We start from the raw sequence: 26,320 nt of genomic DNA on the forward strand, positions 1-26,320 counted from the left end.
GCGCGCGGGGAGTCCTCCCGCGCGCCGCTCTTATTTTTTGGCCTCGCTCAGCTCTCGCTGGAGTTGGCATCGCGCATCTGAAATGCGCTGGCGCGTCATGTCACGGAGAGCGGGCAGGTCCGTCGCAGTGAGCCCCGCGGTTTCGATCGGCTCGAGCACTCTGCACATAGCATTCGCACGACGAAAGCTGAACGAGCCCTTTGCCATTGCGTCCCGCGTCCCTGCAATAGCGACGGGCAGGATCGCTGTTCCTGTGGAGATCGCCAGCTGAAACGCGCCGTCCTTGAATGGTAGGAGGTCGTCGCCGCGCGACCGCGTCCCTTCGGGAAAGATCATCACCGAGACCTTCTTGGCGAGGCGATCCCTGCAGGCATCCAGCGCCTGCTGGCCACTTCCGCGGCTGCTACGGTTGATCGGAATGTCACCGGCCATCCGCATCATCCACCCCATGACGGGAATCCTGAAGATCGTGTCCTTCGAGAGCCACTTCATCTCCCATTTCAGATGCGACATCAGAAAGATGTCGGCGTAGCTCTCGTGGTTAGCGACGACGACGTACGGCCTTCGCGGATCGTGGACGGCAACGCCGCTGGTGTGGAAGTGCCAGTACGGGTTGAGACCGGTCACAGCGACGGCAAGATGGCGGAACGCCCGGCCGGCGGCATACCGTCCCGGGTCGAATGGGGCGGTGGCGATCCAGACGATCGAGACGTAGATGAATCCGAACAGGACGATGAGAACAGTCTCCGTCCACACCCAGGCGTTGACCAGTCGTTGCATCCGCAAAATTTGCCAGCGCGGCGCCGTGGACGTAAGGCTGGTGCTCTGGCCGTGCCTGATGGCCGCCAATGCTGAGCGAGAAGTGATCAAGATATTCGGCGGGACGTTGACAACTGCCGCGTGCCCCGATACCCTATGTGCGGAAGACAAACCACCATTCGCACAGATGACCACCTCCCGCTTCATGCCTTTCAGCAAGTGCAAGCCACTCTCCTCCACGGGGATCTGGTTGACGCATGCATGAAGCTGCTCGAGTTTCATTCCCGTGCCCGCCAGACCTTTCGTCAGGCGGGCATTTTTTTTTGCCATCAATTCACCAGCCCCACGCCAAGGACACCGATAGATGCTCATAGCTGATCCGGAAGAATCGACAATGACCGCCGCGCCAGTTCACTACCTCGACGCGATCTCGCTCGGGAAGATCGTCCAGATCCGGGAGCAGCTGCTCAAGGCCCAGGCGACCGGCATGCGGGTGTTTCGCTTCGAGTCGGGCGACCCCAGCTTCAGCGTCGCCACTCCAGTGCTCGACGCGGTCGATGCCGCAGCGCGCGCCGGAAAGACGCACTACATCCCGAACAACGGAATCCCGCAGCTTCGCGACGCGCTCGCGGCCAAGGTGCGCAACCGCAATCACCTCGCTGGCGTGACGAGCGACGACGTTTTCGTCACGAATGGCGCGATGCACGCGCTCTTCGTCACGTTTGGCGCCCTGCTCGTTCCTGGCGACGAGGTGATAGTTCCGGATCCCATGTGGACGGAGGTTGTCGAGAACATACGGATGGCGGGCGGCGTCCCCGTCGGCGTCGAGCTCAGCGCCGCCGACGATTTCGAGTACCGTACCGATCGGATCGAGGCCGCAATCACGCCGCGTACGCGCGCAATCTTCATCAACACGCCGCACAACCCGACGGGTGCCGTCCTTTCGGTCGAGCGGTTGAAGGAAATCGTGGAACTTGCCCGCGCCAACAACCTGTGGATCGTCTCCGACGAAGCCTACGAGGACGTGCTCTACGACCCGTGGACCCACGTCTCCATCGGATCGCTCGCAGGTGATTACGCCGATCGTGTCATCAGCATCTTTTCGTTCTCCAAATCACACGCGATGAGCGGCTTGCGGGTCGGCTATATCGTGACACGGTCCCCGTTGATGCACGACCGAATTCCCAAGCTGCTCCGGTGCAGCATCAACGGTGTCAACAGTCTTGCACAATGGGCCGCGCTTGCGGCGGTGAACGGGCCTGAAGATCACCTGCAGGCAATGCGCAGCGAGTACGCGATACGCCGCGACATCATGCTTGGCGCGCTGTCCGGCATTCCCGGTGTCCGCGCCTTCGCGGCACGCGGTGCGTTCTACGCATGGGTCGAGCTCGACGAGTCCGCATACGAGCGCCTTGGCGTGCCCGACGCGGCGGCTTTGTCCGATCGGCTTGCAGCATCTGGAATCGGAAGCGCGCCCGGTGACGCATTCGGCGAGACGTGCGCCGGTGCGATCCGTTTCGCGTTCAGCTGCGACACGGCGATGGTACGCGAGGGAAGCGTCCTGCTTCGCGCCGCACTTTCCGAGGGGATTGCGTGAAGTCAACCGCTGCGCCGCTGCGCGTTGCGCTCGGCGAGTACGACATCGGATGGCAGGAGACGGCTGCATCACTCGATCGCGCCTCTGCCATCGTCGCCGCCGCGGCGAGGAGCGGCACCCGTCTCGTCGTGCTGCCGGAGATGTGTACTACCGGCTTCACCATGGATGCCGATTTTGCAGAGTCGCTGGAGGGAGAGAGCGTCACGCAGCTCTCGAACATGGCGTCCCAATCCAATGTATGGCTCCTTGCCGGCGTCGCGACGCGAGACCCGGATCCCCTCACACGCACTGCAAAAAACTCGGCTTTGATGTTCTCACCCGACGGTGCCCTCGCCGCCGTGTACCACAAGCAGCGACTATTCGCGTACGCGAACGAGCAACGCTCCTACATGGGGGGCGATCAACCTGTCGTCATGGATGTGGATGGAGTTCGCGTGAGCCCGTTCATCTGCTACGACCTGCGCTTTCCCGAGCTGTTTCGCGCCGTCGCGGCGGAGACGGATCTGATCGTCGTCATTGCGAGCTGGCCGGCGGCTCGCCGGGCGCATTGGGACGCGCTGTTGCAGGCCCGTGCGATCGAGAACCAGTGCTACGTCATCGGTGTGAATCGAATCGGCGTCGGTGATTCCATCGTGTACGACGGCGGCTCGGCGGCATACGACCCGTGGGGGATCCCGCTGGACCGATCCATTGTTCCTGGTACGGCTGACATCGCGTCCGTGTCGGTTTCACCCGGAGAGGTTGGACGGGTCAGAGGGGCGTATCCCTTCCTGGCCGATCGCCGTTAACGACGGTTGGGCCTCGGCGTCTATTCTCGTGAGCGTGCAGTCAACGTCGCTTTCACACTGCAGGACGGAGGATTGACATGAGGTACGGACTTGTTGCCGCAGCAGCGGCTGCCACCCTTTCCATAACCGCAATCTCGGCTGGCGCGCAGGTCGTGAGACTGACACCAGCGAACGCTGCCTGGTGTCGCGTTGACCGCGATCGCTGCGCCGATGTTCGCGACGTTCGTTACGACAGGCGGGACACTCGCCGGGACGCTCGTGACATCGCGCAGGATCGGCGCGAAATTCGCACGGACCACCGTGCGGTACGCCGTGACGTGCGGGACGTCCGCCTGGACCGCGCGTACCACAACCCAGCTGCCGTCCGCGCGGATGAGCGCTCTGCGGCGGCAGCGCAGCGAGCCGCGAATGCAGAGTATCGCGATATCTTCGGCGATCGTCGCGATGTCAGAAACGATCGCCGCGACATCAGAAACGATCGCCGCTGGCCGTAACTCCAGAGGGCGAATGCAAGGAGGCCGCCGAGTTTGCGCTCGGCGGCCTCCTTGCATTCGCTGATCATCGTTCTGGATGTTATTGCGATTGGCCGCCAAGCGCAGCCGCGATGTCGGCCTCGAGTGCGCCGGTGCTACCGCACTGCACAGGCGCCGTCGACGAATTCTGATCCCGTGCTGTCGCCGCCAGGCTGGTCCGCACCGTCGTCCCCTTGCTGGACGGCTGAAGCTGCGTCGCGACACTGAGCCATACGTGGTAGGAGTTTGCGCGCTGCGTCCCGAATGGTGTGACACCACAATCGATGATGCGTGACATCGGTGTCTGTCCAAACCGGCCCATGAACTGCGCGTTCTGGGCCGCGACTGCGAAAGCAGCGCTGTCGCGCGCAGTCACCGGGAGCCCAAGATTGGAGTAAGCGGCATTCAGTTTCGCCCAGAGCTCAGCGGGTGTCCCCGCGACGTTCTGGCTCACGACCCGGACGTCCTGTTTGTATTGCAGTGACCCGGTGTTGCCAACCATCACCATGATCGGGTCCTGTTGCTGATTCACCAGCGATCCCGTTGCGCAGCCGGCGGTCGCAAGAACGGTGATTGTGAACAATGACCGACGTATCTGCATGCGACGGGCTCCATTCAGGATGAAAATACCCCGCAGAAAGTAGCCGCTCCCGGGCGCGCTGGCTAGCGCGTCCCGGAACTCATCCGCACAGAACACTCCCACCGTTGACGTTGACGATCTCTCCGGTGATGTGCCGTGCGAGCGGGGAGCACAGGAAGGCGACGGGTCCCGCTATGTCGGCCGGCGTAGCGATTCTGCCCAGAGGAATGCCATCGGAAATCCGCGCGATCCCGTGACCAGCGATGGCTCCTGCCACCATCTCGGTGTCGACCCATCCCGGTGCGACGCAGTTTACCGTAACGTCGCGCGGCGCAAGCTCCACGGCCAGTGACTTGGTGATCGAGATGACGGCGCCCTTGGTTGCGGCGTAGTCCGCGTGATACGCCTCACCTCGCTGGCCCGCAGTGCTCGAGATGAGCACGATCCTTCCACCGTCAGTGATGCTCCTCGCCACCGCAGCGCTGGTGAAGAAGATCGAATCGAGGTTTTCGCGCATCGTCCGATGCCAGCGCGCGGCGTCCATGCTGCTGAGCGGCACCTCTTCCTCCGGCCAGATCCCTGCGTTGCCGATGAAAATATCCAGACCGCCGAGCTCGCGTATGGTCGCCTGGACGAGCTGGTGTGCGCCTTCCGCCGTCGCCACGTCGGCCGCATGCACCGCGGCACGAACGCCGAAGGCGGCAGCATCCGCAGCCACAGCGCTGGCGTCGTCGTGCCGGCTGCGGTAACCAATCATGACGTCCGCGCCTGCCGCGGCTAACAGTCGTGCTGTCGCGGCCCCTATTCCGCGCGATGCACCGGTGACAAGTGCGCGCCGGCCCGCCAGATCGAGGATGCCACGTTCGTTGCTATTGACCATCGCACAATGTATCCGCTACACGGCTCGGGGCGGGAGGGGCGATCGATCGCCAGCCTGCGGTCGGGCAGGCGAGCGAGCGCTCGGTAGCTACGCGACGCGGCCCTTCATTCGGCGCCCGCGATTGACGCAGCGCGACGCATGGCCAGCGGCCCATCCAGCGACGTCGCTGCCTGGCATCGGATGCGCGAAGAAATAACCCTGACCATACTTGCAACCAAGCTCAGCCAGAATGTCGCACTGCTCCTGCGTCTCGATTCCCTCCGCAAGCGTCCGCACCTTCATCATCTCGCCCAGAGCCACGATGGTGCGCGCGAGCGCCCCGTCGCCGCCGCTGCGTGCGATTCCCTCGACGAATGTCTTGTCGACCTTCAGCACGTCGATCGGGAACCGCTGCAGGTAGCTCAGCGACGAATAGCCGGTGCCGAAATCGTCGATCGCGAGTTGAACGCCCAGTGCCTTGAGCGCGTGCAATCGCACGAGTGTTTCACTGGTGCGACGCATGAGCGTGCCTTCCGTCAGCTCGAGCACGACCCGGTCCGGGGGAGCGCCGCTGCTCTCCAGCGCCGCGGCGACGTCGCTCACGAAACTGTCCTGTTCCAGCTGCAATCCGGAGATGTTGATTCCCATGCGTAGCTCTTCGTGCAGACCTATCGCCCCATCCGCTGCGAGCCTGTGCCACCGGCTCAGCTCGTTGCACGCGGTCTTCACAACCCATCGGCCGATCTCCACGATCAGGCCGGTATCTTCCGCGAGCTGAATGAACTGTTTCGGGGCGAGCTCGCCGCGTGTCCGATGCGACCAGCGCACGAGCGCCTCGAATCCCTGAAGCATCCCGCTTTCCAGCGCGACGACGGGCTGAAACATGAGATGCAACTCGTTCCGCTCCAGTGCGCCGCGCAGGTCCGACTCCAGCTCCAGACGATCGACAATGGCAGCGTGCATCCGCGGCTCGAAGACAGTGTGGCGCGCACTGCCTGCTTCCTTCGAGTTGTACATGGCGACGTCCGCGTTGCGCAGTATGTCGTCCGCGGCGTCGCCAGGTGATGCGTGGGCGAGCCCGAGACTCGCCGTAACGATCACCTCGCGGCCACGCAGGCTTATCGGCGCGCGCAAGGATTCCTCCACGCGCGTAACGACATCGAGCGCCTCTTCCGCGCTCACGAGATCTTCGAGCAGGATCGCGAACTCGTCACCGCCGAACCGCGCAACGGTATCGTGGCTCCGCACAGCGCCGACGAGCCGCGAGCCGACCGCCGCGAGCAGACGGTCGCCCTCGCCGTGTCCAAGACTGTCGTTTATGGTCTTGAAATCGTCGAGATCGAGGAAGAGAATCGCTACGTGCTTCCCGCGTCCGATGCGACTGAGCGCGTGCATGACGCGGTCGCGGAAAAGGGCGCGGTTCGCGAGTCCTGTGAGGGGATCGTGGAACGCGCGGTAGGTCAGTTGTGTCTCGAGCACCTTGCGCTCCGTAATGTCGACCGCGAGCCCGAGCGCGCCTTCGATATCGCCCGATGCCGCTCTCAGCGGTTCGACGCTGCACACGAAGCTGCGCCCAATCCACGCGAGCTCGAACGACGCCGAGTCGCCGCGCAGCGCGGATGAGATTGCGCTGGTGCCCGACACCGTCTCGCCGGCACTGCCGAAATGCTCGCTCGCATGCATCCCGATGAGATGTTCCGGTTCGATTCCGAGTGCGTTGAGACCGGCGCCCAGTGCCGAGGTGAAGTGGCCATCCCGATCAGTGGCCCACAGAACAGCGGGTATCTGGTGCATCACGAGATGCAGCCGCGCTTCGCGATCGCGCAGCGCAGATTCGGCAGCTCGCCGCGCGGTGACGTCGCGCAACACTGTCTGCACTGCCGGTGATCCGTTGTGCTCGACAGCGACGGACAGCGCCTCGACATCCGCAATTCCACGATCCGCTGTGATTATCCGGTACTCCGATGGTTTCGTCGAGAATTCGCCTCGCCCGCGCGAGCTAAGCGCGTCGACCAGCCGTTCGAGCGAGTCGGGATGCACGAAGGATGAAAGCGAGCGCCCAATAAATGCATCAGCATTCCCGGCACCCAGCATCGCCGCACCGGTCTTGTTGATGTAGAGGAGAGCGCCGTCGCGATGGACTATTATGGCCTCCGGAGACTGCTCCACCAGTTGACGGTACCGTTCCTCGCTGGTCCTCAGCGCACGTTCGGCGCGCACCTTCTCCGTGACATCGCGGGATACGCCGATCAATCCAATAATGTTGCCTTCGGCGTCACGCCAGGGAGTGCGCGTCGTCACGTACTGCCGCATCACGCCATCCGCATCTCTCGCTGTGGCGTCAGTGACTACAGTCTCGCCGGCTGTTATTGCATCCAGATCGCGGGCACGAATCAACCTTGCCGTACTTTCACCGAAGATCGACACGTCATCCGATCCGATGATGACGTGCGCCGGAACGCCGAACATGTTGGCGCCCGCGGAGTTGATCAGATGGTAGTGTCCGTCGACGGTCTTGGCCCACACCGAGTCGGAAGTGCCCTCGGTGACAGCTCGCATCGTCGCGACGTGCTGCCGGAGAATCTGCGCTGCGTGCATGCGCTCCGTGACATCGCGCACCACGGCAGTGAACACGATCCGCTCCGCGCCAGTTCGGACGCTGAGTGCCATTTCGATGACGAAGATCGCGCCGTCCTTGCGCATGGCGCGAAGCTGCACGGTTCGCGCAGCGCCACTGGCGTCACCAGCCTGGATCCTGCGCAACGTGGCGAGATGCGCCTCACGCCGCTCCTGCGGTACGAGCATGCCGATCGACTGACCCAGCACCTCGGCTTCGGTGTAGCCGAACATCTGCGCTGCCGGCGCGTTCCAGAAGACGATGCGCTGATCACCGTCGGATGCAATGATCGCGTCGGACACATCCTCGGCGATCGCACGGAAGTGAGCCTCGGACTCACGAAGAAATGATTCGGCAGCGGCGCGCCGATGCTCGCGGCTGCGGATGATGTACGCAGCCGTAGCCGCGGCGATCGCGGCAACCATCACCGGAATCAATCGCACTCCCCAGGGGGAAAGACCGGGCAGCAGCGCACGATCCGCGACCTGGAGCAGCGCGAGAGCCCCAAGGGTGCAGACACCTACGATTACTGTCGATCGGGTGATCGAGGATCGTTCGTACATGGGGTGGGATGGTGTTCGCGAACGGGCCGCTCGGTCGGCTCGTCCGTGCTTGAGTATCGGCGCCAGACGGGCGGCGTTGTAGCGGGCCGGTGAACTGAGTCGACCCGAATGAACACCGAATCTACCTACTTGCACTGCCTTGCGCACCCGCACGCCAGGCGTCAACCTTCCAACGCGGCAAACGCTCTCGCGTATCAGGGTTACACACTCAACCGATCCAGCTCGTGACAGCTTTCTTTCATCTTGCATTCCCGGTGGACGACCTCAGTGCGGCGCGCACGTTTTATGGCGACGTGCTTGGCTGCAAGGAGGGGCGCAGCGATCCCGCCTGGGTCGATTTCGACCTGTTCGGTCATCAGATCGTGGCGCACCTTCAGCCCGGTGCGGTAGGCGACCGCGCGTCGAGCGCGGTGGATGGCCACGGAGTGCCCATTCCGCACTTTGGTCTCGTCATGGAGATGCCGGATTGGGAGAATCTCGCGAGCCGATTGAAGGCGGCCGGGGTCGAGTTCGTAATCGAGCCTTACGTTCGCTTTGCCGGCCTTCCCGGCGAGCAGGCGACGATGTTCGTGCGTGACCCGGCGGGCAACGCGCTCGAATTCAAGGCGTTCCGCGACATGTCCCAGATCTTCGCGAAATAACCTGGGCCGTCGCCGTCGCGGTCGCCGCGAGCGGGGAAGCGACTACTCACCGTCATACCCGCTTTCGCGGGTATGACGGGTAAGAGGGAACCGCTGACGCGTTAGACGATCGGCGGGAGGTTATGCCGCTTCACAGTTGCGTCGAACGTCGCGACATCCGACGCTACGACTGCATCGAGCTTCCGCAGGATTCCATCGAGCTCCGCTGACAGCTCCTTGAAGACGACGTACGATGCGGCAGTCGGTCTCGCATCACCTGATTCGACGCTGGATCCAAGCGCCGCGATTCTGTTGTTGATCCTGATCGGGAAGTTGAGCGGATCCTGACCGCTCCTGTTCTGCGTCTGGTAGAGCGCTTCCTCGATCGCCAGCAGTTTTGCGGCCGTCTCGCCTCCAGCCTTTGTGACATCCTGCGCTTTCGCACGCGCAATTCTGTCTGCAATCTTGCTGCGCATCTGTCTGATGCGAATCACCGCGGTGTCGGCTGCAGAAACGCGATCCCGGATCTGCATGCTGAGCGCGAACTGCTCTGCGAGATCGCGCTCCGTGATACCCTTGAGTCGCGGATCCATCCGTACCGTCAGCGGTTGTGTAGCAGTCGCGGAGCCCGCAGTGATGCGTACCGTGTACTGGCCAGGCAGGGCGAGCGGCCCGCGGTCGGCGGAGCCGCCCCACATGATCAGGCACTCGAACGAGACGGCTCCCGGATAGCGAAGATCCCAGCCGAACGTATTCAGCCCTGCGCGTCCCGTTGGCAGTGCGTTGCCTCCGCGTCGCCGCGGCGTTTCGCATCCTGTTGGATGGAGTATGGTGTCCTGCACTGCGATGTCCGGTCGCGAAGCTGTGGTGCGTCCGCCGGCGGAATCGTGACGTTGCTCTCCGCCGCCGACAAAGCTTCGAACCAGCTTGCCATCATGGTCGAGGACGTCGATGCGTACCGTGTCCGCGCGCGCCGCAAGCGAATACTGAAATGTGGCGGAATCGACTCTGCGCGTCGCGATCGGCGGTGCGAAGAGCGTGATCGGGCCGTGGACCTCGGCGGCATGACGGATTGGCGCAACGTTGTCAAGCACATACATCGAACGCCCGTGCGTCGCGATCACCAGGTCGTTCTTCTCCACCGCGATGTCGGATACCTGCAGATCCGGAAGATTGAGCGAGAACGGTTTCCACTGCGCACCGTCGTTCCACGAAACGTAGAATCCATGTTCGGTTCCGGCGTAGAGCAGGCCGGGCCGCGTCGGGTCTTCTCGTACGGCGTGCACGTAGTCGTTGGCGCGAATGCCGGTGACGATCTTCGTCCACGTCTTGCCCCAGTCGTGCGTGCTGTAGATGTAGGGCGCGCGGTCGTCCTGCAGGTAACGCTTGGCTGCGAGATACGCCGAGCCGGGCTCGTGATGTGATGCATCGATAATGCTGATGCGCGCGAATTTGGGAAGCGTCGGCGGCGTGACATCGGTCCATGTTCGACCGCCGTCTCTGGTCACATACACCATTCCGTCATCCGATCCCGTCCAAATGACCGACGTGTCGAGCGGTGACGGTGCGATCGTGAAGATCGTTGCGTATATCTCCGGACCGTTCATGTCGTGCGTGATCGGACCACCGGATTGCCCGAGAGTCTTCGGGTCCGCACGCGTGAGATCGGGCGAGATGCGCTGCCACGTCTGACCCTCGTCGGTCGTCTTCCACAGATGTTGCGAGGACGTGTAGATCGTTGTGGAGTCCCTGGGCGAGAATACGATCGGGAAGGTCCACTGCCAGCGCTCCGGCAAGGCGCTGGACGGCTCTCCGGAGAAGAAGCGAGGATACACCTGCACGTCGCGGAACTGACCGTTCGAGCGATCGTAGCGGGACAGCAGTGCACCCTGGCTGCCCGCGTAGAAAATGTCTGGATGCCTGGGATCCGGCGCGATGTAACCTGATTCGCCGCCGCCTACCTGGTACATCCAGTCGCCGAGCTTGCGCGACGCTGCGCCACGCAGGTTCGCCCAGTCGCTGGAGGGAAGGCAGAGGGTGGTGTTGTCCTGTTGTGCGCCACAGACGTGATACGGGAAATCACTGCTAGTCGCGACGTGGTAGAGTTGCGCGGTCGGGAAATTCTGGTCGGTCCACGTTGCGCCGCCATTGACGGATACGGTACCACCGCCGTCGTTCGCCTCGATCATTCGTTGGTTGTCGATGGATGCAATCCAGAGCTCGTGATTGTCTCCATGCGGTACAGCGAGCGTCGTATCGAAGTGCGTCCCTGCGTCATCCGATCTGAAGAAATTGACGTTGAGGACGTACACTCGATCGCGAAGCTTGGGGTCCGCCGTGATGTGCGTGTAGTAGAACGCGCGCTGCCGCAATTTGCGCTCGTCGTTGGTGCGCTTCCACGTCGCGCCAGCATCGTCCGAACGATACACGCCGCCATCCGCCGCTTCGACGATTGCGTAAACACGGTTTGCGTCGGCGGGGGACACGCTCACCCCTATTCGCCCAATGATCCCCTTCGGCAATCCCGCATTACGGGTGATCTCGGTCCAGTGCTCGCCGCCGTCGGTTGTCTTGAACAGCCCGCTGCCGGGTCCGCCGCTCGACATCTGCCACGACGTGCGATATGCCTCCCACAGAGCCGCGTACAACACTTCAGGATGGTTCGGATCCATCGACAGGTCGATCGCGCCGGTTCTGTCGTTTCGATACAGAATCTTTCGCCAGGTCTTTCCACCGTCCGTGCTCTTGAACACGCCCCGCTCCGGATTGGGCGCGGAAGGATGGCCGAGCGCCGCTACGTAGACGATGTCAGGGTTCTTCGGGTCGATGCGTATCTTCGCCACCGCCTGCGTCTCGGTGAGTCCCATGTGCGTCCACTTCCGGCCGCCGTCGGTCGATTTGTAGATGCCGTCGCCCTGCATGATGTTGCCGCGGATATCCGTTTCGCCCATCCCGATGTACACGACGTCGGGATTGGATTCGGAAACGGCAACTGCGCCAACCGAGCTCGACTGGATTTGACCATCCGTTACCGGCCTCCAGCTCTGGCCGGCATCGGTCGTCTTCCACAATCCGCCACCAGTCGCGCCGAAGTAATACTCCAATGGACGACTCGAACTGCCAGCGACGGCGATCGAGCGTCCGCCGCGATTTGGCCCGATCGAGCGCCACGCCATGCCGCGGAACTGAACGGAATCCGGTTGCGTTGCGGGGCTCGTCTGCCCCGCGAGCAGCATCGGTGTGCAGAGCAGTACGGCGGCGCAGATGCGCAGCGAATAGCGAAGGCGTAGTCCGGCAACAGAGTCTGACACGTCTACCTCTTGTGATCTGGATTGTAGGCGAAGCCGGCCCGTCGAGCCGACTGGTGCAACGGTTCGTATAACAGGTCTTTGCAACGGCTCCTGCAACAACTCGTGTGACGACCGCGCGTCACACGCGACGGGCGAGCACAGCTGCGGCTGTGTCGTGCACCGGGGTTGGTATCCCAGTTTCGCGGCCGAAGCGCGACACCGCGCCGCTCAGCACATCGAGCTCGGTGGGCCCGCCGCGCTCCACATCCAGCAGGAAGCTCGGTTTCATCGTCCCCGGAAGTCTGTCGATGTGATGCATCATGTCCGCCTCCTGTGACGCGGGAATCGCTACCCCACGCGCTCGTCCGACTGCGGCGATCTCACCGACCGCACGCTCTATCAATAGATGCCCGAGCTCGGTATCGCGAATGCCGGCAACATCGCTTCGCGCCATACCGCATGCCGCGGCCATCGCGCACAACATGTTGAACTTGCGCCACAGCTCGACGATGATATTCGTCGTAGCGATCGCCTCGATGTCAGCTTCGCGCAGCGCCTCGACGAAGCGCGTCACTCGTTCCGACAACTCTCCGTTCAGCTCGCCGACCACGATGCGCTCCTTCCACAAGGCTCGCTGAATCACGCCAGGCTCGGCCTTGTAGGCACTGACATTGGTCTGCCCGCCGAGTAGTTGGGAGCGCGGAACTCCCGCCTGCTGGAGATCGTCTGCGGCTTCGACGCCGTTCAGAAGTGGAACTATGACGCTTCCGTCGAGCGCGAGTTCTCGCGCAACCGGAGCGACTTCGGCGAGGGAGTAGCTCTTGACCGCTACTATCGTGAATTCCGAGCCGCTCAGCTCATCCGGTGCATTGGTCGCGCCGATCGGGACGGTGAAGCTCCCGTTCGCGTCCCTGACGGTTATTCCGCCGGCGCGAATTGCCGCGAGATTGTCGCCGCGCGCGTAGAGTACCACATCGTGCCCGGCACGGGCGAGGAGGGCCCCGAAGTACCCGCCAACCCCGCCCGCGCCCAGAATTGCTATTCTCATCTTACGATCAGGTGATTGGTTCCGAAGTAAAGCAAGATGTAGCGATTTGGGCGCCGACGTGAGAGGGGCGGAGGCGATTGATGCGCGAGGCTTGTTTTTCCGCGGCCACGGTGCGAGCGTAGGCAACCAGAAATGCGCCCATCCTCGATGACCCCCCGCCACACCCGTACGGCACGGCTGGCGTACGTCGCGATCATTCTAGTCGCAACGCTCAGCAACCTCCACGCTGATCCCACCTGGGCCGACGTTCCGCCGCGCCTCGCTCGCGCACTCGATCTTACGCCTCGTCTGAGCGACGCGATCGACGCGGTACGCAACATCCTTCTCTTTGCCGGTCTCGGGGTAGTCTGGATCGCCACGAGCAGACTGCGACGCCCCGGGGCAACGCTGCTTCGCGTTGTCATAATCTCATTCCTGATGAGTGGCTGCATCGAGGCGCTGCAACTCTTCTCCCCAGTCCGCAACGCAAGTCTCATCGACGTAACCACCGATACCATCGGCGGCCTTGCTGGCGGACTCATTACGCTCGCGGCGTTTGCGCTGATGAACGACAGGGCGCAAGAGCGGTCGTATTTCGGAATTCCGTCCGCACTATTCGCCGTGAGCTATGGCGTTGCGACGATCATGGAAGCGTTCATGCCGCTCTTCCGCCAGGATCTGTTGCCGCAGCTCGGGGGCAGCATCGACGACCGCATCGCTCGAGCGATCGCCGCGATCCGTCCCGAATCGATCACCCAGATCCCGCTGATCGACGTACTCATCTTCTTTCCCGCTGGCGCATTTTGCGCGATTGCCCTGATGGAGGGCGGCGCATCCACCGTCGCTGCGACGTTCATCACGATCTGCGTCGCCGCGGTCATCTATCCGCTCGTTGAAGTGGTGCATGGCGTCGCAGCCGAGCCGATCGTTCTTGGCGCGGCGCTCACTCACGTCGTTGCAGCGGCGTTCGGTGCCATGTGTGCCGCAGGTGCAATGGAATCGTTCGCCGCCAGATTCCCGGTACGGCAACGCGCGCGAATCGTCGCCCTCGCTTATTCACTGGCGATCGCGGTGTGGAGCTGGCGACCCTTCCGTCTCGATCTGTCCAGCGCCGCGATGGCCGATCAGTTCACATCCAGCCACCTCGTTCCTCTCAAAGCACTCGCCGAGCGCGGAGATCTGTTCAGCGTGACGGACGTCGTAGCACAGGGAGTTCTCTTCGTGCCGCTGGGCGCACTTCTCGCCGTCTGGCCTCTGCGAGTCAAGGGGCCGTTGCGCGGCGTGCTGCCCGCGATCTATCTGGCCATACTGCTCGAAGCCGGGAAGATACCAATCGCCGAACGGTTCATGGATGTGACCCACATTCTGATTCAGAGTGCGGGCGCCGCGCTTGGCTTTCTTCTTCTGCGACGCGTGGGATACAAGATTCGGGGCCAGCTGACGGATACCCGCTGAGCGCTATTTCCCGGGACGAACCAGCAGCGTTTCGCCCGCTCGAATCCGATCACTTGCGAGATGATTCCATTCCCTGAGCTGTGCCGGCGTCGCGTTGTAGCGTGAAGCGATCACGGACAGCGCATCACCCCGCTCGACGACATAGTGCAACGGTTGTCTGAGCAGTTTCGCAAGCTGTTCCCGGAGCTCGCGGTCCTGTGCCGCCGCCGCGCGTTCCTGGATCTTGCGTTTCGTGAGATAACCAACCAGCGAATCCAGCTGCGCTTCATAACCCGATGACGCGGCGTATTGCTCCGTGCGATTACCTCGGCGGATGACCACGCCGTGCGCAGTTAGCGAGTAGACACGCTCAAGCGAAGTCGACAGAAGCGTGTCGTTCGAAAATTCGCTCGTGAGGATGGCCGCCGGAGCGTCGGCGCCCGCCAGCATGTCGCGCGGCTCGATTCCGATGAACAGCACGCGCTCGGGCGTCGCGACAAGCAGTCCGTTCGCTGCGCGGAAGTAGTTCGCCGGCCGTCGCCGGTAAACGCGGGCGATTCGTACCGGATGTTCATCGTAATGCAGCGCGCCACCATCAAGTTCGCGCGTCGCATACGCCCACGCCGAGGCCGGATCGACTTGACGCATGAGGAACAGATATCCAACTGCGGCGACGACAACTATGAGCGTTATCGTACCAACTAGCACACGCCGAATGAAGCGGCCAGCCCGGTAAAGGCCTTCGGTTTCCTTCACTCGGCGGGTTCGGGCCGCTCGCCCTCTCGCCGTAAACAGTTGACGTATAACATCAGCATCGCTATCATCATACGTATAGCAGTAATGGCATTAACTAGATAAGTATGGCCGTGTGGATTGGCAGGGACCTGGAGCGTCTCCGAAAGCTCCGAGGTCTGCGCCGAGAGGACGTCGCCGCTCAGTTATCGCTGTCTCCGTCAACCATACGTAACATCGAGCACGACGAGAGGTATAATGTCTCGCTCGATTTGTTGCGACAGGTAGCCGAGGTATTGGGCGCAACGGTTCGGATCTCGATAGAGGTTCCGGAGCAGGCAGAGTTGGAAGACACGTCGGTTTCGGAGCCGGTCGTGACAGAACGTGAGGATGGTCGCCGTGTCGTTACCAACGAGCGGTTCATTCGGCTTGTGCGCGAGCGATACCCCGACTGTCCGCTTACCAATTCTCAGATTGGTCGGCGGATGTGGCAGTTCGCACACTCGCGCGGTGCCGTACTCGTAAGGGAACGTAAGCAACTGCGCCCATCGCCGGTCCCATCGACGGCGACGTATCGTGTTCCGACTACTTCGGCGGAATACGCCATGCGTGAGGGCGACATCGCTGTGCTCGACAGGTTTGCGGACCGGCTCGGGCGCGCTTTCAAGGATGGCAAGGGGCGCGTGCTGGTCCCGATCAAGTAATGGAGTCGAGTTTGGTTCAGTTATTCGATAGACGCGAGACACCGGCAGAAGTAAAATCGACGCCGCGCAGTATCGTACGATGGATCGGAACGGTAAAGTCGGTGAGCCACTTCATCGCCGCCGGCGCGCTTCTCGTCGCGGGCGTGGTATTCACCGCACAGCTGCCACCTCCCACGCTGCGACAGCCCGCAGCGGGAATCCAGATGGCCGGAGCGGTCATCGAGGCTCCGTCGTTCAGCAGGGAGGCATTCCGGCTCTCCGAAGTGCTGCAGCATTACACCTCGGATCAGGCCACCGCCGACCGGATCGCAGGCGCGATAGTCGATGAGGGAACCCGCCGCAATCTCGATCCCGCACTCCTTGCCGGAGTGCTGCTTACCGAAGACGTGACGCTGGACACGACGGCGCGCAGCTTTGTCGGCGCACGCGGGCTGATGCAGGTGATGCCGGACCATGCAGGAAAGTGGGGTTGCAGCTCATCGAATCTGTTCTCGATCGAATCCAACATCTGTCACGGCGCAAGCATCCTGCAGGACAACGTCCGCAATTCGCCCAACATGCGCACGGCACTTCTCAGATACAACGGCTGCGTTCACGGGAGCAACACGCCGGGATGCCACAGCTATCCTGACAAGGTGATGCGTGCAGCCAATCGCACCACCGCGCAGATGCTGGCGCTCGCTGAGTAGCTGGCCGAGTAGCTTGCGGTTGTAGCGGATTCATTTACACGAATGCCTCCGACTGATCGACACACGTCGATCAGTCGGAGGCATTCTGCATTCATCCCAGGCAGGTCTCTGTTTACATCTCCGGCTTTGCGCCCCGTGCGGTAGGCGGAAGGATTCCGTTCAGGCGCAGATAGATCGCCGACGCGCCATAGTGGTCGGACCAGTCTCCGACGAGAGATACCATCGCACCACCACGCGAAATCTTTCTGCCGCCGAAGAACGGAACCATGTCGCCCATCTTCGAGTCGTCGACGGAAGCAAGTGTGGTCGTGCAGTAGTCGAATGACTGCTTGATGCGTGCAACTATGGAATCCTTGCTGGCGGTCGGTGCAAGTTTGGCTTGCTGCGGAGCCTTCGTGCCGGCGATAGTCGCGCACATGAACTCATTCGATCCGGCAACGTGCAGCATCAGCTGGCCAAAGCTCATCTGTGCCGGCGTTGGCTTGAAACCATACTTATCCGCCGGCATTGCCTCGGCGGCCGCTACGAGGTTTCGCTCCGAGCTCTTGAGCTCGTTCTTCAACGTTGTCGAGATGGGGTTCGCCTGCGTTTCCTGCGCGGCAAGCGGCAGCGTGGCTGAAACCGACAACATGCATACAGACAGCGCGATACTGGTACGAATCGAGCGCATTTTTACTGCCTTCCCTTGAGAGGTGGAATTATGACGTCCGAAGACTGCTGAAACGTGCGCTCCACGTGGCAGGGGCCGCAAGGATGAAGCTGCGAACGGCCGCGGATCGCCGCCGGACGGCGGCGCGACTCGCAGCCTCTCGAATTAACGCGCCAGCGGTGCCACGTTTGTCTCATGAAAAATCTTCAATCCTCGATTCTGATCGGTGCTGCGGCCCTGTCGGTCGGCCTGGCGCCGCCGCTCTCGGCGCAGATACCTGTCAGACCGGACACTGCAACTCCCGTACTCCTGATCCCGGACCAGGTATTCGACGCCCCCGCGGGCGTCGAGCGGCCGGGCTGGGTCGTGCTGGTGCGTGGCGAGAAGATCGTGGCCGTTGGCCCGCGCGCCAGCGTCGAGGTGCCAGCCGGTACCCGTCAGATCGCGCTCGCCGGGACGACGCTCATGCCGGGCCTCATCGAAGCTCACTCGCACATGATGTTGCATCCGTACAACGAGACATCGTGGAACGACCAGGTCCTGAAGGAACCGCTGGCATTGCGTGTTGCCCGAGCCACCGTCAGCGCGCGCAACACGCTGCTCGCTGGTTTCACCACCACTCGGGACCTCGGCACCGAGGGCGCTGGCGACGCGGATGTGGGCCTCAAACAGGCGATAGAGCAGAAGATCATTCCCGGGCCGCGAATGCTCGTCGTAACGCGCGCGATCGTCGCGACTGGCAGCTACGGGCCCAAGGGATTCGATCCACGCTGGGACGTGCCGCAGGGCGCCCAGGAAGCAAGCGGCATCGACGGAGTCATGCTCGCGACGCGTGAGCAGATCAAGCACGGTGCGGATTGGATCAAGGTGTACGCCGACTATCGATGGGGTCCCCGTGGCGAGGCGGAGCCGACGTTCACGGAAGAAGAGTTGAAAGCCATCGTGGAAGTCGCGCATTCGAGCGGTAGAATGGTGACTGTGCATTCGGCGACCGCTGAAGGAATGCGCCGCTCTGTGCTGGCTGGAGTGAATACGATCGAGCATGGCGATGGCGGAACGCCGGAAGTGTTTCGCCTAATGGCCGAGCACGGCGTGGCGTTGTGTCCGACGCTTGCGGCAGGCGATGCAATCGCGCAATACGGCGGTTGGCGCAAGGGAATCGATCCGGAGCCGGCCGCGATCACCGCCAAGCGCGCGAGCTTCAAGGCTGCGCTCGCTGCTGGAGTCACGATCGTCGCCGGAGGCGACGTCGGTGTGTTCACGCACGGCGACAACGCGCGCGAGATCGAGATGATGGTGGATTACGGAATGACGCCGGTCGCTGCGCTTCAGTCCGCCACGTCAACCTCAGCACGCGTACTTGGACTCGGCGATCGCCTCGGCGCCGTCAAGCCAGGATTGTACGCAGATCTGATTGCTGTGTCAGGCGATCCGCTCAAGGACATTCACGCGATCCGCCAGGTCCGCATGGTCATGAAGGGCGGGGAGATATTCAAACAGTAATCGGGAAAATGGGGAAAATGGGGTCAGAGTCGTATTTCACGCGCAAGCTCGAAATACGACTCTGACCCCACTTTCCCCTACTTGTAGCCCGCCGCCTGCATCGTGAACAGCTCGTTGTACAGACCGGCATTGGCGAGCAATTCCTCGTGCGTGCCTTCTTCTTCGAGCTGTCCGTTGCGCAGCACGAGAATGCGGTCGGCCATTCGTACGGTCGAGAACCGGTGCGATATCAGCACCGCCATTCTCCCCGCGACCAGCTCCGAGAAGCGCAGGAATACTTCGTATTCCGCGCGAGCGTCCAGCGCCGCCGTCGGCTCGTCCAGTATGAGGACCTGTGCTGCGCGAAGATACGCGCGCGCCAGAGCGACCTTCTGCCACTCTCCACCCGACAGATCGACGCCGTTCTCGAATCTGCGGCCGAGCATCTGGCGGTATCCTTCCTTGAATCGCGGAAGCAGCGAAGCTGCGAGCGATTGTTCGGCGGCGTTCTCTATCAAGGCTGGCACGGGTTGATCCATTCCCTCCAGTGCCTGCTCGACCGCGTTGATCTCGCCGACGCCAATGTTCTCATCGAAGCGCATGTCGTAGCGCACGAAATCCTGGAAGATCACACCGATGGTCGAGCGCACCGACGCGAGATCGTACTCGCGAAGATCCTTCCCGTCGAGCAGGATGCGCCCCTCGCTCGGATCGTACAGCCGTGCGAGCAACTTTGTGACCGTCGTTTTTCCGGCGCCGTTCTCACCCACGAGTGCGATTCGCTCGCCGGGAGTGAGTGTGAAGTTCAAGCCGCGGACGGCCCAGCGCTCCTCGCTCCCGGGATACTGGAAACCAACATTTTCAAAGACGAACCCGTCCCGAATCGGATCGGGAACCGGCGGCGCATTCAAGCGTCCGGAAATCGTGGGCTTCATGTCGAAGAATTCGAACAGATCGCGCAGATACAAGGCCTGCTCGTACACGCCGCTCGCAGCCATCAGGATGCTCTGGATCACATCGCGCCCGCGGCCGAAGGATGCGGCGAGAAATGTCAGCGTTCCGACAGTGATCTGGCCGCGCACCGCGCTCAACAGGATGATCACGTAGGCGGCGTAATATCCGACTGTGCCGAGGAACGAGAGAAGGGTACTGACGATCGCGCGGCGAACGGAGAGCTTCTTGTTCTCGTCGAAGAAACGCTGCGACAGCTCGTCGTACTTTCGCGTGAGCCAGCCGGCGAGTCCGAACATGTGGACTTCCTTCGCGGTCTCATCGCTTGCGCCCACGTACCGCAGGTAGTCCAGCTGCCGGCGTTCCGGTGTCCAGCGGAACAGCAACGAATATCCCAGCGATGCGTAGTGCGTCTCGCCCAGGAAGCTCGGCACGATCGCGATCACGAGCAACAGGAGCAGCCACGGGCTGTTGACGACGAGCGCGCCGGCAAGAGTGAGGAGCGTAAGAAAGTCCTGGCCGATCCCCAGCAGCTGCGTGAGCAACGCGATGCGTCCGACCGTCTGGCGTCGCGCGCGCTCGAGGTGATCGTAGAAATCCGGGTTCTCGAACTGTGCGAGATCGAGCGTCGCAGCGTGTTGCATCAACCGCACGCTCATCCTGTTCGAGAAGAGATCGCTCAGAAGACTCTCCACGAGGGCCGATACGCGCGCCATGATCTCGCCGGCCGCAACGATGGCGAGTTCCATCGCGATGTAGCGCCACAGCGCTGTGAGCGTCCCGTTGCCGGCCCGAGCCGCTATTACTCCGTCGATGATGAGCTTGCCGATCCAGAACGTCGCGACAGGTATGAACGCCCGCGCGACGCGAAGCAGGATCATGGTGAGCGCGTAGCCGCGATGTGTCTCCCACACCATCCGCACGAGCGGCGGGACATACCTCAGAGCCGCGCGGCGCTCGGCCCACGTCGCGTTCTCGGCCTCCGCGCGGTCGCGAGCGCGTCCACCGTGGACGCCTGCACCAGCCATCTTACGTCGCGACAGGGTGGCCAGCTGCTTCCCACGCTGACATTCCGCCGCTCAGCTCGTGAACGTCGTCAAATCCGAATGCGTCGAGCGTGGCCGCTGCTACTGCCGATCTACTGCCGCGCTGACAGTGCAGTATGATCGCGCGGTCGCGCGGAATTTCATCGAGTCGCGTATGCAGAGTGGGAAGCGGGATCAGTGCCGCGCCCGGAATGTGGCCGCGGCGCCACTCGTCGTCATTGCGGACGTCGATGATCACTGCGTTCGCGCTGGCGCCAAGACCGGCGATCTCATCCCCCGTCATCATGCGGGGAAGCGTGAGTCTGCGGGGCACCGCCGCGTCGCGATTGCGCGCTTTCATCGTACCGAAGTACGGCGGTGCGGGGGGTTGGCCCTCGAGAACCCGCTCGATGAACTCGGCCTCGGCCATCGGTGCCAGAGCCCAGTTGGCGACGCGCTCGTAGCCGAGCGTCGATTGCGGTGCAGAGCTCATCGCCTTGCCGCAGGCTGAGCCGGCCCCGTGGCCGGGCCAGACCTGAAGATGATCCGGGAGTTGTTTGAAGGCCTGAATCGAGGCGTACAGGGATGCCGCAGCGCTGCGCATCGTTCCCACCTGACCGGCTGCGCGCTCCAGCAAATCCGGACGGCCCACGTCGCCGACGAAGATGAAATCTCCGGTGAGCGCCCCCACCGGGACGTCGCTCCGCGCGCGATCGGTCAGCAGGAACGTGAGGTGCTCCGGTGTATGCCCGGGCGTGTGAAGCACGTCGAGCCGCACCATTCCGATAGAAATCTCGTCACCCGCGTGCAGAATGTTCACACCAGGCTCGCGTGCGAACGAATAGTGCCACCCATCGCCTCCCTCGCCGGAGACGTACACCTGGGCCCCGGTCGTCGCGGCGAGTGCGCGCGTGCCGGATGCGAAGTCCGCGTGGATGTGTGTCTCGGTTACAGCTGTGATCCGAACACCTTCGTCGCGCGCCGCGCGGAGGTACGTCTCGATGTCCATGTTCGGATCGACTACAATCGCTTCGGAGCTGCGTTCGCAGGCGATCATGTAGCTGGCCTGGGCAAGCGAGTCGTCGTAGAATCGGCGAAAGTTCATGATTCGTCTGGTGCGGGCAGTGGCGGGCTTTTCAGGTGTGGCATAACAAGATAAGCAGAATCAAAAAGCGGCCGGCCGGAACCTGTTTCGGGATGACCCACATCCGGGATCGCGACCCGGTAAATTGTCCGCATGACGGCGGCGATAGTTACCGAAGGATTGCGCAAGGTGTATCCGGCTGCTGGCGGACTGGCCATTCCCGGCGCGCAGCCGGGCTGGGCGCCGTCGGCCGGTGCGGAACCGCGTGGCGGCGGCGAAACAGTCGCACTTGAAGGGCTGGACCTGGTCGTCAACGAGGGTGAATTTTTCGGGCTCATCGGCCCCAACGGCGCCGGCAAGACTACGACCATCGGCGTTCTGACGACTCGTGTCATTCCAACCGGTGGGACTGCTCGGGTGGCCGGCGCCGACGTCGTGCGCCAGAGTGTAACGGTGCGGCAACGGATCGGGGTGGTACCGCAGCGACCGAATCCGGACCGCGCGCTGGATGCGTGGGAGAATCTCGTCTATCACGCCGCATATTTCGGAGTGAACCGCAAGGAAGCCGCGCGGCGCGCAACGGAGCTTCTGGAGCGGCTGGGGATCGCGGACAAGGCGCGCATGAAGGTGGATCAACTCAGCGGCGGACAGCAACAGCGGTTGATGATCGCGCGTGCCCTGATCCACGAGCCGATGATCCTCTTTCTGGACGAGCCTACGGTTGGACTGGATCCCAATGCACGCAACTCGCTGTGGGAAATACTTCGCGATCTGCACGCACAGGGGCGCACGATAGTGATGACGACTCATTACATGCCGGAAGCCGACGAGCTGAGCGATCGCATCGCGCTCATCGATCGCGGTCGCCTGCTCGCGCTCGACACGCCGGAGAACCTCAAGAACCAGACGCCTGACGGCTCGCTCGAAACGTTCTTCATCACAAAGTCGGGGCGGGGGTGGGACGCGTGAGCGCCGCTACTGCTCCATGGCCCGTTGCGTCCATCGCGAATCCGCATCCGCCCGTTCCGGCGGGACGCGTGTTCGTTGCATTGCTCAGCCGCGATCTCCGAGTCGCGCGTCGCGAGCTGCCGTTCTTTCTCATAAGAACCGTGATGCAGCCGATTCTGTTCGTGATTGTATTCGGTTATCTGCTTCCCAAAATGGGCTTCACACAGCCTGGCTATCAGGCGGCGCTGCTGCCTGGCATTCTTGCGTTGAGCCTGATGCTCGCATCGGCGCAATCGGTCACGCTGCCCATGGTCACGGAGTTCGGCTGGACCAAGGAGATCGAAGACCGTCTGCTCGCGCCAATCAGCATCGACCTCGTTGCGATCGAGAAGATCGTCAACGCGATGATCCAGGGAATCATCGCCGCGATTGTGGTGTTGCCGCTTGCACGCCTCGTGATGGGACCGGTGCCGGGATTCACGTTCTCTCACTTTCCCGAGCTGACGCTCGTCGTAGTACTGTCCGCCGCAGCTGCATCGGCGTTCGGGCTGCTGCTTGGCGTGCTCATCAGTCCGCAACAGATCGGCTTCATGTTCAGTCTGATCATCACACCGATGATCTTCTTCGGTTGCGCGTACTATCCGTGGCGCGGACTCGACGTGGTTCCGTGGCTCAAGTACGCGGTACTCGTGAATCCACTGGTTTACATCTCCGAGGGGTTGCGCGCATCGCTCACTCCTTCTGTGGCGCACATGCCATTCATTGCGATCATCGCTGCCCTGATTGTGCTCACGGGCGGATTCACCTGGGCGGCTCTGGTGCGATTCAGGATGCGGGCTCTTGGCTGACGTGACTTCGTTCTCCGACCCATTCCAGCGCTTCGCTGAGCTGTTCGCGCGCGCAACGGCGGAGCTCCCGCGCGACTGCTTCCCCGATCCGAACACGATGTCGGTGGCAACGGTCGGTGCAGACGGCCGCCCATCGAATCGAATCGTGCTCCTCAAGGCCTTCGACGAGCGCGGCTTCGTCTTCTACACCAACTACGAAGGACGCAAGGGGAGCGAGCTGCTCGCCAACCCTTACTGCGCGCTGTGCTTCCACTGGCCGCCGATGGAGATTCAGATACGCATCGAGGGTCGCGCCGAACGGACGAGCGACGCTGAAGCGGACGCGTATTTCGCATCGCGCGCGCGTGAGAGCCAGCTTGGCGCGTGGGCCTCGGATCAGAGCCGCCCGATGACACAGCCGGGAGATCTGGAGCGTCGGGTGGCGGAGTTCGCCGTGCGCTTCGAAGGGTCGAGCGTCCCGCGGCCGCCACACTGGTCCGGCTTTCGCGTCGTACCGGACAGAATCGAGTTCTGGCGCAACCGGGCGAGCCGATTGCACGACCGCACCGTGTATGAGCGCGAAGGTGATGCATGGCGCGTCACAGCACTTTACCCTTGATTAAAATCAGAGCATGACCACGACATCCCACCCCGAACCATTCGCGCAAACCGGCTCCGAGCCGTGGACCATCGACGAATCGCGCGCTCTCTACAACATCGAAGGGTGGGGCAACGGTTATTTCGAGATCAACTCCAAGGGCCATGTAGTCGTTCGCCCGGACAAGGACGAGCGCGGCCGGGAGCTGGATCTCTTCGAGCTGGCGATGGACCTCGAAGCGCAGGGTGTCGGCATGCCGCTGCTGATTCGGTTCTCCGACATCCTTCGCTCGCGCATCGAAGACCTGCACGAACGGTTCGCGCACGCGATCAAGGAATTCGACTACAGCGGCGGTTACACCACGATCTACCCGATCAAGGTGAACCAGCAGCGCCACGTGGTCGAGGAGATCGTCGAGTTCGGGCAGCCGTACGGGGTCGGCCTGGAATGCGGCAGCAAGCCGGAGTTGCAGGCAGTACTCGGTCTTGCCGAAACGACCGGCCACACGATCGTGTGCAACGGCTATAAGGACGAGGAGTTCATGCGCCTCGCTCTCATGGGCCAGAAGCTCGGCCATGAAGTCTTCATCGTCATGGAGCAGGTGAGCGAGGTGGACGTCCTGCTGCAGGTTGCCGCCGCGCTCGACGTGCGGCCGAACATCGGCATCCGCATCAAGCTCTTTGCAGAAGGCGCGGGACGCTGGGCGGAAAGCGGTGGCGAGAAGTCCAAGTTCGGGCTCAGCCCGTCACAGCTCGTCCGTGTGATAGACAAGCTCACCGACGCCGGTTATCTGGACTGCGTTCATCTGCTGCATTTCCACCTCGGTTCGCAGATCACCGACATCAGATACATCAAGGCCGGTTTGCAGGAAATCGCGCGGTACTACTCGGAGCTGCGCAAGATGGGCGTCGACGTGACGCACGTCGATGTCGGCGGCGGCCTGGGTGTCGACTACGACGGGACGCGTTCCACCGCGCATGCCAGCGTCAACTACACGTTGCAGGAATACGCCAACGACATCGTGTACACGCTGGCCGAGGCGTGTCGCGAGGAAGACTTGCCGATGCCGCACATCATCAGCGAGTCGGGCCGCGCGCTCACTGCGCATCACGCGTTGCTGCTTCTCAGCGTGATCGATGTCGAATCCGTCACCGAAGTCGTTGCGCCTCAGCTGGATGAGGATGATCACGCGTTGTTGCACGAGATGGCGACCGATCTTGAAACCGTCAACACGCGTCGCCTGCGTGAGGTGTTTCACGACGCGACGTTCGACAAGGAGCGCGCCCAGCAGCTGTTCGCTAGCGGCGTGCTGTCGCTTCGCGGCCGCGCGCGCGCGGAGCAGTTGCATCTTGCGTTGATCAATTCCGTGGCGCGCGAGGCGCGCAAGGATCGCGAGGAGTACTCCGAGATCATCGAGGATCTGGAGGCGACGCTGGTCGATCGCTACTTCTGCAATTTCTCGTTGTTCCAGTCGCTTCCCGACAGCTGGGCCATCGATCAGTTATTCCCGATCATGCCCGTGCATCGGCTGGACGAGGAGCCCATTCGTCGCGGCACGATTCAGGACGTGTCATGCGACAGCGATGGAAAGATCGACCGTTTTGTCGGTGGCGATCGCAACTCGCCGCGCCAGAGCCTGGAACTGCACCCGTTCCACGACGGCGAGCCGTACGTCATCGGAATATTCCTGACGGGTGCGTATCAGGAGATACTGGGCGATCTGCACAATCTGTTCGGGGACACGAACGCCGTGCACATCCGGCTCAAGGAGCGCGGATACGAGATCACTGACCTCGTGCACGGCGATACGGTAACGGAAGTGCTGGCCTACGTGCAGTTCCGCGCCGCTGACCTGTTGACGACTTTCCGGCGCAAGGTAAGCAACGCGAAGAACATCACGCGCGACGAGGCGAATGCCTTCATCGCTGATTACCTGGCGGGCCTGGAAGGCTACACGTATCTGGAAGGCGACGCGGCGCGGTAGC

22 protein-coding genes are annotated in these 26,320 nt (G+C 62.5%); 12 read left to right on the plus strand and 10 right to left on the minus strand.

All coding sequences use genetic code 11. The features are described 5' to 3' along the window. Positions 1 to 30: 30 nt before the first annotated feature. Positions 31 to 780 (minus strand): lysophospholipid acyltransferase family protein, encoded by a 750-nt coding sequence (locus V4529_01290; GenBank protein ID MES2356953.1) that lies wholly within the window; start codon positions 778 to 780, stop codon positions 31 to 33. A 373-nt stretch (positions 781 to 1,153) separates the two neighbouring features. On the opposite strand from V4529_01290, the gene V4529_01295 reads away from it, so the two are divergent. The 3 genes from V4529_01295 (at position 1,154) to V4529_01305 (ending at position 3,638) form a co-directional block, all read left to right on the plus strand. Further along, positions 1,154 to 2,356, plus strand: coding sequence for an aminotransferase class I/II-fold pyridoxal phosphate-dependent enzyme (locus tag V4529_01295; GenBank protein MES2356954.1), 1,203 nt, complete (start codon positions 1,154 to 1,156; stop codon positions 2,354 to 2,356). Then, positions 2,353 to 3,144: a nitrilase-related carbon-nitrogen hydrolase gene (locus V4529_01300; GenBank protein MES2356955.1), complete on the plus strand. Its 792-nt coding sequence runs from the start codon at positions 2,353 to 2,355 to the stop codon at positions 3,142 to 3,144. Before V4529_01295 ends, V4529_01300 begins: the two co-directional genes overlap by 4 nt. Before the next feature lie 77 nt (positions 3,145 to 3,221). Beyond that, positions 3,222 to 3,638, plus strand: a complete 417-nt coding sequence (locus V4529_01305) for a hypothetical protein (GenBank protein MES2356956.1) — start codon at positions 3,222 to 3,224, stop codon at positions 3,636 to 3,638. A gap of 79 nt (positions 3,639 to 3,717) precedes the next feature. On the opposite strand, the gene V4529_01310 is transcribed toward V4529_01305, so the two are convergent. The 3 genes from V4529_01310 to V4529_01320 form a co-directional block, all read right to left on the minus strand. Next, positions 3,718 to 4,257: a hypothetical protein gene (locus V4529_01310; GenBank protein ID MES2356957.1), complete on the minus strand. Its 540-nt coding sequence runs from the start codon at positions 4,255 to 4,257 to the stop codon at positions 3,718 to 3,720. Positions 4,258 to 4,336: 79 nt separating this feature from the next. Continuing rightward, on the minus strand, positions 4,337 to 5,116 hold the full coding sequence (locus V4529_01315) for an SDR family oxidoreductase (GenBank protein MES2356958.1): 780 nt from the start codon (positions 5,114 to 5,116) through the stop codon (positions 4,337 to 4,339). A gap of 87 nt (positions 5,117 to 5,203) precedes the next feature. After that, a complete protein-coding gene (locus V4529_01320) occupies positions 5,204 to 8,275 on the minus strand; it encodes an EAL domain-containing protein (protein ID MES2356959.1) in 3,072 nt (1,023 codons plus the stop codon). Positions 8,276 to 8,499: 224 nt separating this feature from the next. On the opposite strand from V4529_01320, the gene V4529_01325 reads away from it, so the two are divergent. Next, a complete protein-coding gene (locus tag V4529_01325) occupies positions 8,500 to 8,916 on the plus strand; it encodes a VOC family protein (GenBank protein MES2356960.1) in 417 nt (138 codons plus the stop codon). A gap of 101 nt (positions 8,917 to 9,017) precedes the next feature. On the opposite strand, the gene V4529_01330 is transcribed toward V4529_01325, so the two are convergent. Together V4529_01330 and V4529_01335 are read right to left on the minus strand one after the other, a co-directional pair. Further along, positions 9,018 to 12,206, minus strand: coding sequence for a glycosyl hydrolase (locus tag V4529_01330; protein ID MES2356961.1), 3,189 nt, complete (start codon positions 12,204 to 12,206; stop codon positions 9,018 to 9,020). A gap of 118 nt (positions 12,207 to 12,324) precedes the next feature. After that, positions 12,325 to 13,233: a ketopantoate reductase family protein gene (locus V4529_01335; GenBank protein ID MES2356962.1), complete on the minus strand. Its 909-nt coding sequence runs from the start codon at positions 13,231 to 13,233 to the stop codon at positions 12,325 to 12,327. A gap of 132 nt (positions 13,234 to 13,365) precedes the next feature. On the opposite strand from V4529_01335, the gene V4529_01340 reads away from it, so the two are divergent. Next, the gene (locus V4529_01340) at positions 13,366 to 14,667 is read left to right on the plus strand and encodes a VanZ family protein (GenBank protein ID MES2356963.1); all 1,302 of its coding nucleotides are present in this window, start codon (positions 13,366 to 13,368) and stop codon (positions 14,665 to 14,667) included. A gap of 3 nt (positions 14,668 to 14,670) precedes the next feature. On the opposite strand, the gene V4529_01345 is transcribed toward V4529_01340, so the two are convergent. Then, on the minus strand, positions 14,671 to 15,402 hold the full coding sequence (locus tag V4529_01345; protein MES2356964.1) for a LysM peptidoglycan-binding domain-containing protein: 732 nt from the start codon (positions 15,400 to 15,402) through the stop codon (positions 14,671 to 14,673). A 104-nt stretch (positions 15,403 to 15,506) separates the two neighbouring features. On the opposite strand from V4529_01345, the gene V4529_01350 reads away from it, so the two are divergent. Both V4529_01350 and V4529_01355 read left to right on the plus strand, forming a co-directional pair. Then, positions 15,507 to 16,082 carry a helix-turn-helix transcriptional regulator gene (locus V4529_01350; GenBank protein ID MES2356965.1) on the plus strand — a complete coding sequence of 192 codons (576 nt, stop codon included), beginning with the start codon at positions 15,507 to 15,509 and terminating at the stop codon, positions 16,080 to 16,082. Positions 16,083 to 16,093: 11 nt separating this feature from the next. Beyond that, positions 16,094 to 16,771, plus strand: a complete 678-nt coding sequence (locus V4529_01355) for a lytic transglycosylase domain-containing protein (protein MES2356966.1) — start codon at positions 16,094 to 16,096, stop codon at positions 16,769 to 16,771. A 112-nt stretch (positions 16,772 to 16,883) separates the two neighbouring features. On the opposite strand, the gene V4529_01360 is transcribed toward V4529_01355, so the two are convergent. Further along, on the minus strand, positions 16,884 to 17,441 hold the full coding sequence (locus V4529_01360; GenBank protein ID MES2356967.1) for a DinB family protein: 558 nt from the start codon (positions 17,439 to 17,441) through the stop codon (positions 16,884 to 16,886). Between the two features lie 174 nt (positions 17,442 to 17,615). Here V4529_01360 and V4529_01365 point away from each other — a divergent pair, with 174 nt between their 5' ends. Next, positions 17,616 to 18,923 (plus strand): amidohydrolase family protein, encoded by a 1,308-nt coding sequence (locus tag V4529_01365; protein MES2356968.1) that lies wholly within the window; start codon positions 17,616 to 17,618, stop codon positions 18,921 to 18,923. A gap of 77 nt (positions 18,924 to 19,000) precedes the next feature. Here V4529_01365 and V4529_01370 read toward each other — a convergent pair whose 3' ends face one another. Together V4529_01370 and V4529_01375 are read right to left on the minus strand one after the other, a co-directional pair. Beyond that, complete coding sequence (locus tag V4529_01370; protein ID MES2356969.1) at positions 19,001 to 20,881, minus strand: ABC transporter ATP-binding protein; 1,881 nt, start codon at positions 20,879 to 20,881, stop codon at positions 19,001 to 19,003. A 1-nt stretch (position 20,882) separates the two neighbouring features. Beyond that, positions 20,883 to 21,983 (minus strand): MBL fold metallo-hydrolase, encoded by a 1,101-nt coding sequence (locus tag V4529_01375; protein ID MES2356970.1) that lies wholly within the window; start codon positions 21,981 to 21,983, stop codon positions 20,883 to 20,885. A 132-nt stretch (positions 21,984 to 22,115) separates the two neighbouring features. Between V4529_01375 and V4529_01380 the strand changes: the two genes are divergently transcribed. From V4529_01380 to speA, 4 genes are read left to right on the plus strand one after another with little or no spacing between them, the layout of a single operon-like run. After that, positions 22,116 to 22,931: an ATP-binding cassette domain-containing protein gene (locus V4529_01380; GenBank protein MES2356971.1), complete on the plus strand. Its 816-nt coding sequence runs from the start codon at positions 22,116 to 22,118 to the stop codon at positions 22,929 to 22,931. Next, positions 22,928 to 23,758, plus strand: a complete 831-nt coding sequence (locus V4529_01385) for an ABC transporter permease (protein ID MES2356972.1) — start codon at positions 22,928 to 22,930, stop codon at positions 23,756 to 23,758. Before V4529_01380 ends, V4529_01385 begins: the two co-directional genes overlap by 4 nt. Beyond that, positions 23,751 to 24,356, plus strand: a complete 606-nt coding sequence (gene pdxH, locus V4529_01390; protein ID MES2356973.1) for a pyridoxamine 5'-phosphate oxidase — start codon at positions 23,751 to 23,753, stop codon at positions 24,354 to 24,356. The genes V4529_01385 and pdxH overlap by 8 nt, the downstream gene beginning before the upstream one ends. Before the next feature lie 13 nt (positions 24,357 to 24,369). After that, positions 24,370 to 26,319 (plus strand): biosynthetic arginine decarboxylase, encoded by a 1,950-nt coding sequence (gene speA, locus V4529_01395; protein MES2356974.1) that lies wholly within the window; start codon positions 24,370 to 24,372, stop codon positions 26,317 to 26,319. The last annotated feature ends 1 nt before the right edge of the window (position 26,320 follow it).

Source organism: Gemmatimonadota bacterium (assembly GCA_040388625.1).
Lineage (GTDB): Bacteria > Gemmatimonadota > Gemmatimonadetes > Gemmatimonadales > Gemmatimonadaceae > Fen-1247.